This is a genomic window from Halorubrum distributum JCM 13561, assembly GCF_000337395.1.
Taxonomy (GTDB): Archaea; Halobacteriota; Halobacteria; order Halobacteriales; family Haloferacaceae; genus Halorubrum; species Halorubrum distributum.
In genome coordinates this window covers 62,509-75,220 of record NZ_AOJF01000032.1, presented here as the reverse complement: position 1 = coordinate 75,220, position 12,712 = coordinate 62,509, and the positions used below count along the sequence as shown (strand labels likewise).

Sequence of the window (12,712 nt, the reverse complement as noted above, 5' to 3'; positions counted from 1 at the left end):
AGTACGGCCTGATTAGGTACGAAGGACCACCGGATAAGCGGGTCTACGACGTGCTCGATAGTGTTTAAAATGAGTCATCCAACTTAGAACGCCGTGGTAATCCGTTGATGATCCGAAATACCTAATCTCTTCCCTAACCGCGAAGCAGTATGGTCGACGTAGTCATTCTCACAAATTCTCAACTCCGCCATCAATTCGTCCGGAAAGCAATCGCGCTTCACGACGATATCAACATCCTACAGACTTACTGCGAGAGCACGAATGGGTCGACGATCGACCGTGTTCGCGAGGAAGGCGACGAGGTCAAACTCCGACATCTCGAATCCCGTGCGGAATCTGAAGACGACTTCTTTCGCCACTTTGTCGATTATACTCCCGATAATTCAAATCATAAGGAGATTCCGAACGGCGACATAAACGACGAGCAATACTACGAGGAGATCGTTGACCTCAACCCAGATTTACTTGTTGCCTACGGTTGCTCCATTATCGAAGACCCCCTTCTCTCCGAATACGAGGGCCGGTTTTTGAACGTCCATCTTGGTCTCTCGCCATACTACCGAGGGACAGGAACGAACTTCTGGCCGCTCGTCAATGGTGAACCCGAGTACGTCGGCGCAACGTTCATGTATCTTGACGCAGGCGTCGACACCGGAGATATTATTCACCAGATCCGAGCACGTGTCAAGCCCGGCGATACACCTCATCAAATCGGAAACCGTCTTATCGCGGACATGGTCGGGCCATATCGGGAGATTATCACAAAGTTTGGTGACTTGAGTGACATAGAGCAACCGGAAACACCCGACAACGAACACTACTACACGATGTCCGACTATTCCACAGAAGCCACACAACAGTTGTACGAGAACTTTGACGATGGACTCGTCGACGACTACCTTGCGGACCAAGACGAACGGACTGCGGACGTACCGCTCGTGAAAAACCCTATCTTGGAGTCGCGATGAAGGCGGTAATGTACCACTACGTCCGGTCAAACGCCTCTGACGCACCTTGGTACTATCACCTTGATATCGAGGATTTCCGGGCGCAACTCGACTATTTCGAAGACGAGTTTGGTTTCGCAGATCGTGATGCGTTCCTAGCAGCAGTCCGTGGCAACGCTGACCCACCGGACGGAGTTATTCTCACGTTCGACGACGGACTGCGTGATCACTACGAGTGGGTATTTCCCGAACTACAGCGCCGAGGGCTCTGGGGAATCTTCTACATTCCGACTGGTCCTTACACCAAAGGGATGGCGCTGAATGTACACCGTGTCCACGCACTCGTCGGAAAGTACGGTGGTGACGCGGTGCTTGAGCCGTTGCTGGACGTGGTAGATGATGAAATGGTACCGGACGCGCGCCGTGAGGAGTTCCACACCGAAACCTACCAGAATCAGAATAATACTGAGAGCGTCACAACGGTCAAACGTATCCTTAACTACTTCATTTCCTACGGGCACCGTGAAGATGTCTTGAACACGCTCTGCGAGCAGTTCCCTGCCGCGGACCTTGACCCTGAGACGTTCTATCTTCGACCCGCAGAACTTCGGGAAATGCAAGACGCCGGAATGATTATTGGATCGCACTCTATCTCGCACCAAGTGTTCTCGAAACTTTCCCAGTCAGACCAACGAGACGAGATCGTGTCGTCATTTGACTACCTATCAACCACAGTTGACCAGTTAGATGTGCGAACATTCTGTTATCCCTATGGTGGTTTCCATACATTCACAGATTATACCCGTGCTGTTCTAGACGATGTCGACTGTCTGTTCAGCTTTAATGTCGAGTCGAGAGACATCCAGCCGGTCGATTTCCGAACACAACCGCAGGCACTCCCTCGGTACGATTGTAACGAGTTTCGGCACGGCGGCGCATCGGGCGTTGTTAATTAGCTACCGAGTGAGCAACCTAAAATCGTGTTCCAGATCAAGTGCTGCCGTTTAGATCGCTTTCCGTTAGACACGTATTCTCTGATATCGATCTATTCACTTCCGTTCCCAATAGTTCAAAATACTGGTCTGCGGAAATACCGTTACTTGGACGTTTTGTGGTTGTGTTGTCTTTGGTCAGTTGCTCACCGCTTTCAATTGGCCTGCTTGTAACTACACTATGTTGTGCCCACTTCTTAATCTCTGATTCTTCTGTGTGTAGTCCTTCCCTTCTTGAGGATGTTCTATGATATAGATCTGAAAAACTACAAATATTTTCTAATTCCTCTGGCTCAATTGAAACCTCTTGATCGGGTCCTGGCAATCGTCGGTCGATCGTGAAGTGCTTTTCAATCAGGGCGGCACTATTTCCGATCGCTACCTTCGCAGCTTCAACTCCTGTTGAGTGATCTGAGAACCCAACCGGAACGTTGAATCTCTCTTCCAATATTGAGATTGTCTCGAAATCAAAGTCCTCAGCGGTAGTTGGGTACTCAGAGACGCAATAAAAGAGTACGTACTCGTCTACCACGTCATCAATGTAGTCACAAGCTGCTTCAATCTCATCAAGCGAATTCATACCAGTTGATATCAGTAATGGCTTCCCTGTACTGGCAGCGCGTTCTATGAGGTGTCGATTAGTTAGTTCGCCAGAACCGATCTTTATCGCCGGCACATCGATTTCGTTGAGTAAATCTACCGCCTCAGTAGAGAACGGGGTCGATAAGAACGTAATATTGTGTGTTTCTGCGTGCGATTGGAGCTCACGGTGCTCTTCAATTGACCATTCACAATCGGCGACAGTATCGTACACCTCACCTGCGCCGACGGATCGCATCTCGGATTCGACCATCTCCGCGTCGGCGAGATGGGTCTGGAACTTTACTGCGTCCGCTCCGGAATTTGCGGCGACCTCGATAAATCGCTTTGCGAGCGTTACGTCGTTTCGCGCATTGATCCCTACTTCGGCGATGATGTATGGACGTTCGTTCTGGCCGATCTTTCGACCGTCAATCTCAATCATTGGTCTTCCCACCTCGATAGAATTTGTTCCGCCAACCATAGGTCAAACGGTGTGTCAATATCAACGGACTCTCGTTCGCTCATCTCGTATATCCCAGTTTTACCGGTGATTATATTCTCTGTTTCCATAAACTCGGCAACGTCTGTAACGTAGACCGCCCCGTTAATCACGTACTCCGGGTCGCGATCCTGTCTCCGTTTGTCAGCATCCACGTAGTTCAGTTTCTCAGCGCCTTCGGGCGTTTGCTGCCATCGGGTATCATACGTTGGGTATGCCGAGATGAGTGAATCGACATCTGAGCGGTCATACTGGGAATGGGCCTCATCTATGTGTTCCTCCGTCCGAAGTGGGGATGTGGGCTGAAGCAGAACGAATGTATCGTACTCCTCTCCCTGTTTCCGGAGATATTCTACGGCGTGTTTGATAACTGGCGCAGTCGGTGCCTCGTCAGTAGCGAGGTGATCCGGACGTATAAACGGAACTCGAGCACCGTACCGCTCTGCTACTGTCGCGATCGCGTCGTCGTCAGTCGAAACGACGACGGTATCAATTGAAGAGGCGTTCTGACCGGCCGCAATGGAGTGAGCGATCAAGGGCTTACCATCAACATCCCGTATATTCTTGTCTGGGACCCCTTTTGACCCACTTCGTGCGGGAATCAATCCGAGGACTTTCTCATCAGTCATTGATCTTCTGATCGGCCTTTGCCCCGATCCCTAATAGTTCAGGTGTCATTGGCTCCTTGAGTTCCGGCTCTATTTCAGCAATCAGATCGGTGATTCGCTCAGATACATCTCCGTCTCCGTATAACTCGGACTGTTCGTAGCTCCCGTGAGCCAACTGCTCCTGGATACCCTCACGGATCTCGTCCGCTTCACACTGAACATCTAGAACGTTTGGGCCCCTTTCGCGAGATTGTTGTCTATCCCCGATGTTTACGCTGGGGACGCCAAAGTAGGAACACTCTCTAATTCCGACGCTTGAATTTCCCACGACACATTCCGAATTCCGGACTAAGGTGAGATAATCGTGTGGATCTAAATTAATGAAGAAATGAACGTCGTCAGGATCACTGGTCTCTCTGTATTCACGGATTGCCTTCGAAACTTGATCAGTCCCTGCGTCCATGTTCGGCCAGAACCAGAACGCCGGGATATCGAGCTGTTTGTAGGCGTCAATTAGTTGTTGTATTTTCTCGTAGTTAGATTCGTATTCCGTTGGGAGTGGATGATACTGGATTAAGATGAAATCCTGAGTTACATCGACTGTATCGCCTACGCCACCGTATTCTGGTTGTGGATCGTAGTGTGTCCGGTCTTCTTGGATTATCGTCTCACAGATGTCTGTGGACGGACAGCCAGTTTGATACACTCTATCGCTGGACTCTCCCAACCGCTTCACAATTTCCATACTTCTGTCCGTTGAGACAAAGTGATAATCAGACATCTTCGTCGTAGCGTGACGAACCTTGTCGTCAATTGATCCCGTTATTTCGCCACCTTCCATGTGAATAACGGGTATGTTGAGATAGGATGCTGCGATCGTGGTTGCTATGGTTTCGTACCGATCACCGCTCGTAAGCAAGATGTCGGGATCAAGTTCGTCGAGCGCAGTCGAATACTCGATCAGACCCATACCCGTCGTTTTTGCTTGCGTAACAGGTTCACCGCCTTCTAACAGCGTGTGTATCTCCTTTTCAATTGAGATTCCCTCTGCTTCAATGATCTCTGTAAGGTCTCCGAATCGATGTACTAATCCACCACCGGAGACGATCAGGTCGAATTTTATTCGAGAATCCTCGTTAAGGGCTTGGTATACTGACTTGACGCGTGCGTACTGTGACCTCGTAGTCACAATCGAAGCAACTGTTTTCTTCATTATTTTGACTGTGTATGTGTTTTGTCTCTACTTGTTCCCTTTTGTTACTCTATCGACTCGCTTGGATCCCGTACAGCTCCGCGTATTTCCCACCTTTCTCAACGAGTTCGTCGTGCTGTCCGGTCTCTGTGACTCGCCCCTCCTCAATCGTGTAGATCCGATCGGCATTTTTCACCGTCGACAGCCGGTGGGCGATCGTCACGATGGCGTAGTCTCGATCCATCTCTTCGATCGCCTGCTGGACCTGCTTTTCCAGATTTGAGTCGAGGTCGCTCGTCGCCTCGTCGAGGATCAACACGTCGGCGTCTTCGAGAAGCGCTCGCGCAAGCGCGACGCGCTGTTGCTGACCGCCCGACAGCCGGACACCATCGTCACCCAGCAACGAGTCGTAGCCGTCCGGGAGTTCGTCGATAAACTCGTCGACCTTCGCGATCGAACACACGCGGTTGAGTTCCTCGTCAGACACCTCCCGATTCCCGAGCGTCAGGTTGTACCGTAGCGTGTCGTTGAAGATGAACGGGTCCTGTCTGACCATCGAGAGCCGGTCGCGCCACTCCGCGATGTCCATCTCGTCGATCGGAACTCCGTTCGCTCTGATCTCTCCGTCATCGACCGGGTACAGCCGGGCGAGCAGCGAGACGATCGTCGATTTCCCCGCGCCCGACTGCCCGACGAACCCGACGAACTCGCCCTTCTCGACCGTGAAGTCAATCCCTCGGAGGACATCTTCTTCGTCGTCGTACGAGAAGCGGACGTCGTCGAACTCGACTTCTCGGATCTCTTCGGGGACGTCTCGACTCGATCCAGTCGGTTCGTTGTACGTTGCCAGCTCGTCGGTAAACTGGATGGTGCGAACGAGGTGCGGCAAGTTGTTCTCCACCCTGTAGTACAGCGTGTTCACTTGACTTGCCTTCGGTCCGAGTCGGAACATCGCGAAGAGGAACACGCCGAGTTCGCCGACCGTAAGGTTCGCAAAGGTCAGCGCGAGGTAAATTAGGACGAACACCGACACCGCGACGACGAGGTTGTAGAAGTTCTGGATTGCGGCCTCATTGCGTCGGAGGACGATCCGCGACCGCGTGAACTGTTCGATTGCGTCCGTGAAGTCTTCGAAGAGTTCCTCTGCGAGCCCGAAGATCCGCACGTCACGAATGCCTTGCGTCCCGGCCTGTGCGGCCTCCTGTCGCATCTCGTTCGCTTCGGCGACCTTGTCCCCAACATCGTACCCCGAATCGAGAACCCGGCGGAAGAAAACTGAGAACCCACCGAGGACGACGCCGGTGATGATCGTCAAGGTTGGCGCGATCACCAACGCGACGGCGAAGTACACGCCGGCGAGGAACACTTCTTGGGAGAACTGGATCCCATTTTGAATCACCCGACCTGCGTAGTTCGTCTGCGTGACGATCGCGTTCAGGATGTCATCAGACCCTTCTTTATCGAAATACTCCACGCGTGCGTTCAAGGCGTTCCGGAACGCCCGCGTCTGGAGGTCCCGTATGTAGTAGGTTCGGAGCGCCTCTCGGAACCACGCGACTGCGAAACTGGTCGTGTACCGCGCGACCATCACGGCGGACACGCCAATCACGACGTATCCCAGTGTGAACGGGATTCCAAGCGCCTGATAGGCAGTAACGAACACTGCGAGTATTCCTTCCGCCTCCGCAGCAGGATCTTGGAGCTGGACGAGTTCGACGATCGGGAGGATGAAACTCAGTCCCACTCCCTCAAGCACTGCGGCGACGATACCCAGCGTGATGACCGCTGTCGTATATTTCGGATTATACCGAGCGACATCGCGGAGGGCGTCGAGTTTCTCGCGTCTGGAGACTGGTTCGGGATCTGACGATGACATAGCGGTGAGTTGTCCGATTTCCGGCGGCGACCCGAATAATGTCGTCGGTCTCGTCTCGCGATCCACTCAAGACCCGTGTCAATCCACTTAACACCCACCGTCAACTCCTAGACTAACAAATTGTCCGCTCCAGGTCCCCCGGTGTGTTCACATTCATGTGCTTGCCGAGCCGCAAGGGTGCCACATCACAGCCCGTACTAACAGATCTACGGTCTCATTCACCTGATACCCACCCTTGGCCGACGGCCGGAGCAGCGTACACCATGAATCGGTCCTTGAAGTTAAGCCCCGGGCTTCCTGCTTCGATGACCCGCTTTGTAGACAAACCGGTGTCCGTAGGGAACGCAGTCTCCCAGGCATCTATTCAGGCCACACCCTAATTCAGCAAAGTCGCGTTGTAAGACATTCATCGCCACGTTCACATCGCGATCACGCTCGAACCCACAAATCGACCAGGAGTGTTCGCGTACCCAGATCAGTCTCTGTTTCTACACCGCACGACGTATATTCTTCCGTCGTGCCCCGTGCTTCGACCTGTACGACTCTCATACGCTTAAGCAGTGTAGTCATGCGGACGAAAATATCGGGTGGTTGAACCCGATGTACTTAATCAATAATCAAGACGACGGGCAGATTGTCGCCAGCTTCCAGATAGACCCGCATCAGTTTGAAATGGCAACTGACAATCCATGACTTGGGACTATACTGAAAATGAAAGAACTTGTCAGGTCGCCAGGCTTGACCTTTGCCCCCAAATCCAACGCACTACACCGTAAAGTTGTTACCGGCGTGTCTGTAAAGTACTAATAATGGATATAGAGGAAGATAACCGCATTGTTGTTGATGTCGACGGAGTTCTTGCAAAAAAAGAACCAAAAAAAGAGTACAGTGAACGAGAACCAGTTACTGAAGTCGTTGAAAAATTACGGGAATATGACGATCGCGGTTTTTATATTATTCTTCAGACTGCGAGAAATATGCGGACACATGAGGGAAGATTAGGAAAAATAAATGCGGAAACCGCTCCTGTACTTCATGATTGGCTTAACAAACATGATATCCCATTTGATGAAATATATTATGGGCAGCCATGGTGTGGCCACAAAGGCTTCTATATTGATGATAAAGCAGTCCGACCTACGGAATTTGTAGAGAAAACTGAATCGGAAATTCAAGCTATTCTCTCTAGTGAGAACATCGGCTACAAAGACTAATTATATGTCAAACACACTTTTGATTCCATCTGCGGGACTTGTCCCTGATGAATTAAAACTTGATCTTGGTCCAATACCGACAGGAATGATTCCCCTTGACGGAAAAACAGCGTTTGAACACATCGCTCAATCCTACGAAGAAGCTGGTACTTCTCCTGACTTTTGCCGAATCATTCTTTGTTATGATGGGTCAGAAAAGATTCGAAATTGGCAGGAGCGTTCGGAATATGACTGGGAAGTGATTGATGTAGATGATCCAAATTCACTTGGAGAGACGATTGAAAAAGGTATCTGTGAAGGGATTGAGCTCGGATTAATCGATGACAGTGGGATGTTTATTCATTTTGCAGATACTCTAGTTTATCCAACGAGTTCTTCCGATCAAAGAGACAGAATCTCATTTGACTATGTTGATCACCCACTTCGGTGGACAACATTCGAAACCTCATCAGATGATCGGATTAGTGAAATTTCTTCAAAATACACGAACGGAAATGAGCAGCAAAAGAAAACTTTCGTTGGTCAGTTTCAGATTAGCAATCCATATTCTTTTCACCAAGTGCTCCAACAGACATTAGAGAAAAAAAGTATCAATGACTATGACCCATATTATACATCGCTGCTAGAATATTTATCCAATAAAAATTATGATCTTCGTCAGCCAGACAGATGGATTGATCTTGGACACCTTGATACGTATCATGCTGCTGGTATTGAATATCTAAATACACGAGGGTTTAATCATTTACATGTCGACAAAGATAAATTCATCGTAAAAAAACAAAGTGATAATACGGAAATCCTATCTCCAGAAATTCGTTGGTATGATAACTTACCAGCTGATATGAAACCCTTGATTCCACACGTACTAAATTATTCTACTGAAGAAGATCCATATATAAAATTAGAATTTGTCGGTTATCCAAAAGCAAGTGACCTCTATTTGTATGGAGGCCATGATATTCACATTTGGAAGACAATATTCTCATCTATATTAGATATTGTCGATAGATTCCGGAGTCACAAAGCAGAGAGTGCGAATATGGCGGCATCTGCACGAGAAGAAATGTTTCTTAACAAAACGATCAGTCGGCTTTCCCAGGCTAGTGATCAAGAGAATCTCCAGAAATATTTTGAGAGTGATTCACTTACGATAAACGGAACTGAGTATCCCTCAGTAAAAACTATCGCCACGAGATTAGAAGATGATCTAAAACAACGAAATCTTCTAGATACATTTGAACCTACTCTAATACACGGAGATCTTTCGCTTTCAAATATTATGGTGGATGTGCGGAGTCACAAAATCAAGCTTGTTGATCCCCGTGGAGAGTTTGGATCATACGATATTCATGGTGATTACTTATATGATCTGGCTAAATTAACCCATAGTGTCTGTGGTCAATACGAATTCATCATCAATGATCGTTTTACTGTTAACACTCAAGATGACACAATCAACTACTCTATCTGGAATAACGAAAACCATGACAGACGGCAGAATCTATTTATCACTTTACTACAGTCACGTTACCCACAAGAATTCAACAGAATTAAAGCGATAGAGAGTCTTCTGTGGCTTAGTATGCTTCCACTACACTCTGATAAACCAGATCGCCAATATGTAATGCTTGGGCAAGGGATCGAAAAATATAGCTCGGAATTTATAAGATAAATATGGATGAAAATAACACATCCAATATAACTGTGTTAATAACTATGGCTGGGAGGGGCAGTCGCTTTAAAAGTGAGGGAATCATGAAACCAAAGCATAAATTGGAAATCGATGGCCGACCTATGTTTAATTATGCTATGTCATCTCTTTCATCATTTTTTAGTAATCGATTCATATTCATAACAAGATCTGAAATTAATGACGAAGAATTCATAAAAAACCAATGTGCGAAACTTGGCATTGAGGACTATACAATACTGGATGTAACGGAGGTAACAGACGGCCAGGCAACTACTGCCCTTCACGCAGACGCAGTAATCGAAGATTCAGATCCAGTAGCCATCTTTAATATAGATACATATGTGGAACCAGGCGAAATACAAAAAATCGATATCCAGGGAGATGGTTGGATCCCAGTATTTTCGGCGTTGGGTGACAGATGGAGTTTTGTAGACATTGCTGATGACGGGACGGTCCAGAGTGTTTCTGAAAAGGAACGCATCTCGAATCTTGCCACAGTTGGCTTCTATTACTTTGCGGAATGGATGTTGTTTAAAAATGCGTACGAAGAGATGGGAGAAACAGTTAAACACAAATATGGTGAAAAGTATATCTGTCCGCTATATCAATGGTGTATTGAGAATGAATATGAAGTCATGGCAAAAGAAACAGACAATGAGTCAGTACATGTACTTGGCACTCCGGAAGATATTGTTGATTTCGCACCAAATTTCGCACAAGAACATAATATAAATACATAAACGCATACTATCATATAATTAAACAATGATTGGTATCTCAATATCGCTTTACGACAAGTTTGATGATTTGGGAATTCTAGTTGATATTATCAGAGAGAATTGGGAAGGCAACTACTTCATATCTGTATGTTCAAACCATCCAGAAGCTGAGGATCGGATTGCGGATCTTAATTCTGATATTGATAGTTTTCAACAGGGAGCAGATATTAAATACGATTCATCTATGGATGACTTTCGGAGAAGTGCAAATCTTAAATACCGTGTATTTAATACAATTAGAACTGCGGTCCGGGGTGCTATAGCTGCTGATGTTGATTATGTGATGCACTTACATGCTGATGCTTGGCAACTTTCGGAAGAAAAACTCCAGCAGTTAATCCAAGATATGAAAGAACGAAACGCTGCTGTCGCTTTCAAAGGACGAACCAATTTCTTTCAGGATCGTTATACTCCAGGACATTTTAGTGATCAATTTATTATCTATGACGCCCAAGCGGCGAATTCAGTTGATTTATTTGAACGGGAAGCGATGGACTTCCCCCCTCAATATGTGATCCATCAAATATTGCCAATGATATGTTTGGTGAAGTTTGGTTGGGAAAAACTATATCATTATTCTACACGGAGTGAGGAAGAACACTGGGATGGTACGCCAATCTTAGAAGTCAGAAACCCAGCTCGACCTATGCTATATAATCCAAAATACGAACAGCTTCACATTGCAACAGAAGACTTCAGTAATGATCTCGGAAAATCACTACAAGCGTATTATCTTCAGAAGCACAACATTACTGATGGATACCACATAAAGAAACTTAATGAGACATATAGCATCTCCAAAGACGATCTCTTCCGACAGATTGAAAATTATTTTGATTCAATGGATAAAAAATTACGTTGGTATGGGTTGTCTGTCGATAGTTTTGGACGTAATGTGAATCATATTGAACCATTCCTTGAAAAATCACTTTTCGGGAAATTAAAAACAGTACCAAAGTTACATGCTAAGACGGCTGCCGAGATCGCTTTGAATAAATTCTTAGATGGTACAGAAACTGACCCAGCCCAATCTGTACATCAACTTTATGCTAATAGGCTTGATCCTGACGACTATCCAGAAAATTTTTCTGATACCATCTACAAAAAAGATAACTGATATTATATCTCACTCGGCTCTGTTGAAATCCTCAGATATTCATAGATTTATTCTGTAATCCTATAGGATGAAGGCTCTCCCGAAGTTGTAGATCCTCTAGTTCACTGAAAAGGCAATCAATCTGGCATGCTGAGCTATCTCTCGATGCTCCCTAAAATTTCCAAACACCCTATACACTTCCTCAGTGCGTTGTTCTGCTCTGTATCAAAGTTTGGGAGAACAAGACCTACCGTGGTCTGCTTGACGAACTGATCGAAATGCCACGCAACCGTGGAACTCTTCGATTAGCTGAACTACCTACGCCATCAGCGCTCTGTAAAGAGTTTAATCTATTTGATATGATTGGGAAGGGTTTCTCTTATGACCCTCTCAGGGATGCTACTTCCGACAAGCGTGTTGTTGGTGCGTCAATGTTTGACAACAGTCATGTCTCGAAACAATATACGAAACGAGCTGAACTCACGATTCAGCAGTTCAAAGTGACACGATTGGTCGATGCGAAGGTGAACACAATTTTCAATCTCCACGTGACAACAACACGGAAACACCATAGCCAGATTGCTCCGTCTTGATCAGGTGCACTCCCGAGAATGTCGATCCGTTCACATCGCTCCACAAGCACGGAACGAGTACTTAGACGCTGATATCTACGGCCAGCGGAGTCAATCTGAGACCGTCAACTCAACGTTCGAGTGGGGGCGGTTCGTCCGGTCACGACGCTGGTGGAAGCAGTTCCGTGAACTCACTATTGCCTCTCTCATTCATAATGTAGACCGCACACTCTGAGTAAGTCAAGACAGAAGAACAATGAACCGCACAGTACAGTCCGAGGGTTGTCAGACGAGGATATATCTGAAGAAAGATTCAATTGAGTCAATCAATAACCTCACTAAAAGCCGACTTTTCGCAACGGTACCATAGTATGAAGGGAAGCGATACGCCTGCGAGCACGATTAGTAACAGAACTTCTGAATCTGTAAGGGCAAACTTGCTCTTTGCGGTTGTCACGGTTGTTGTGTTTACGACCAAGATAGCAAGTCCAACTAATCTTTAGCCGATAATATGTTCAAAATCACCATAACTTCTCATTACTCCTTTCTGAATCTTCAATCAAGGTTTTGAGATTGAACTAATTATCTGTACCCCCGTACCCGGAACAGCACATCTCATCTACTGGTGATTTCAATAGATCCTCTACTGTATACAAATC

Annotated in this window: 10 protein-coding genes and 2 pseudogenes; 7 read left to right on the top strand and 5 right to left on the bottom strand. The window is 47.1% G+C overall.

The window, feature by feature from the left end:
• Positions 1-149 precede the first annotated feature (149 nt).
• The gene (locus C470_RS07135) at positions 150-968 is read left to right on the top strand and encodes a formyl transferase (RefSeq protein WP_008366267.1); all 819 of its coding nucleotides are present in this window, start codon (positions 150-152) and stop codon (positions 966-968) included.
• Positions 969-976: 8 nt separating this feature from the next.
• Complete coding sequence (locus C470_RS15300; RefSeq protein WP_160162941.1) at positions 977-1,903, top strand: polysaccharide deacetylase family protein; 927 nt, start codon at positions 977-979, stop codon at positions 1,901-1,903.
• Between the two features lie 34 nt (positions 1,904-1,937).
• Here C470_RS15300 and C470_RS15295 read toward each other — a convergent pair whose 3' ends face one another.
• From C470_RS15295 to C470_RS16300, 5 genes and pseudogenes are all read right to left on the bottom strand, one after another.
• Positions 1,938-2,963 carry an N-acetylneuraminate synthase family protein gene (locus C470_RS15295; protein WP_152418648.1) on the bottom strand — a complete coding sequence of 342 codons (1,026 nt, stop codon included), beginning with the start codon at positions 2,961-2,963 and terminating at the stop codon, positions 1,938-1,940.
• Entirely contained in the window at positions 2,960-3,649 is a 690-nt protein-coding gene (locus C470_RS15290) for an acylneuraminate cytidylyltransferase family protein (protein WP_008366260.1), read from the bottom strand. The genes C470_RS15295 and C470_RS15290 overlap by 4 nt, the downstream gene beginning before the upstream one ends.
• A complete protein-coding gene (gene neuC, locus C470_RS15285) occupies positions 3,642-4,841 on the bottom strand; it encodes a UDP-N-acetylglucosamine 2-epimerase (protein ID WP_008366258.1) in 1,200 nt (399 codons plus the stop codon). The genes C470_RS15290 and neuC overlap by 8 nt, the downstream gene beginning before the upstream one ends.
• Before the next feature lie 49 nt (positions 4,842-4,890).
• A complete protein-coding gene (locus C470_RS07125; protein ID WP_049908632.1) occupies positions 4,891-6,696 on the bottom strand; it encodes an ABC transporter ATP-binding protein in 1,806 nt (601 codons plus the stop codon).
• A gap of 214 nt (positions 6,697-6,910) precedes the next feature.
• Positions 6,911-7,239 (bottom strand): annotated as a pseudogene (locus tag C470_RS16300) (zinc ribbon domain-containing protein); the annotation flags it as partial.
• A 266-nt stretch (positions 7,240-7,505) separates the two neighbouring features.
• Between C470_RS16300 and C470_RS07120 the strand changes: the two are divergent.
• The 5 genes and pseudogenes from C470_RS07120 to C470_RS07115 all read left to right on the top strand — a co-directional run bounded on the left by C470_RS07120 (position 7,506) and on the right by C470_RS07115 (position 12,288).
• Positions 7,506-7,910, top strand: a complete 405-nt coding sequence (locus tag C470_RS07120) for a hydrolase (RefSeq protein ID WP_008366254.1) — start codon at positions 7,506-7,508, stop codon at positions 7,908-7,910.
• Positions 7,911-7,914: 4 nt separating this feature from the next.
• Positions 7,915-9,585: a hypothetical protein gene (locus C470_RS15660; RefSeq protein ID WP_152418647.1), complete on the top strand. Its 1,671-nt coding sequence runs from the start codon at positions 7,915-7,917 to the stop codon at positions 9,583-9,585.
• Between the two features lie 2 nt (positions 9,586-9,587).
• Entirely contained in the window at positions 9,588-10,346 is a 759-nt protein-coding gene (locus C470_RS15655; RefSeq protein WP_008366252.1) for an NTP transferase domain-containing protein, read from the top strand.
• 25 nt (positions 10,347-10,371) lie between these two features.
• Positions 10,372-11,502 carry a hypothetical protein gene (locus C470_RS15650; protein ID WP_152418646.1) on the top strand — a complete coding sequence of 377 codons (1,131 nt, stop codon included), beginning with the start codon at positions 10,372-10,374 and terminating at the stop codon, positions 11,500-11,502.
• Between the two features lie 115 nt (positions 11,503-11,617).
• A pseudogene (locus tag C470_RS07115) lies at positions 11,618-12,288 on the top strand (IS5/IS1182 family transposase).
• The last annotated feature ends 424 nt before the right edge of the window (positions 12,289-12,712 follow it).

Coding starts and splice junctions, on each gene's coding strand:
- C470_RS07120 (WP_008366254.1), top strand. CDS start 7,506: ATGGATATAGAGGAAGATAACCGCATTGTTGTTGATGTCGACGGAGTT.
- C470_RS15660 (WP_152418647.1), top strand. CDS start 7,915: ATGTCAAACACACTTTTGATTCCATCTGCGGGACTTGTCCCTGATGAA.
- C470_RS15300 (WP_160162941.1), top strand. CDS start 977: ATGTACCACTACGTCCGGTCAAACGCCTCTGACGCACCTTGGTACTAT.
- C470_RS07135 (WP_008366267.1), top strand. CDS start 150: ATGGTCGACGTAGTCATTCTCACAAATTCTCAACTCCGCCATCAATTC.
- C470_RS15295 (WP_152418648.1), bottom strand. CDS start 2,963: ATGATTGAGATTGACGGTCGAAAGATCGGCCAGAACGAACGTCCATAC.
- C470_RS07125 (WP_049908632.1), bottom strand. CDS start 6,696: ATGTCATCGTCAGATCCCGAACCAGTCTCCAGACGCGAGAAACTCGAC.
- C470_RS15650 (WP_152418646.1), top strand. CDS start 10,372: ATGATTGGTATCTCAATATCGCTTTACGACAAGTTTGATGATTTGGGA.
- neuC (WP_008366258.1), bottom strand. CDS start 4,841: ATGAAGAAAACAGTTGCTTCGATTGTGACTACGAGGTCACAGTACGCA.
- C470_RS15290 (WP_008366260.1), bottom strand. CDS start 3,649: ATGACTGATGAGAAAGTCCTCGGATTGATTCCCGCACGAAGTGGGTCA.
- C470_RS15655 (WP_008366252.1), top strand. CDS start 9,588: ATGGATGAAAATAACACATCCAATATAACTGTGTTAATAACTATGGCT.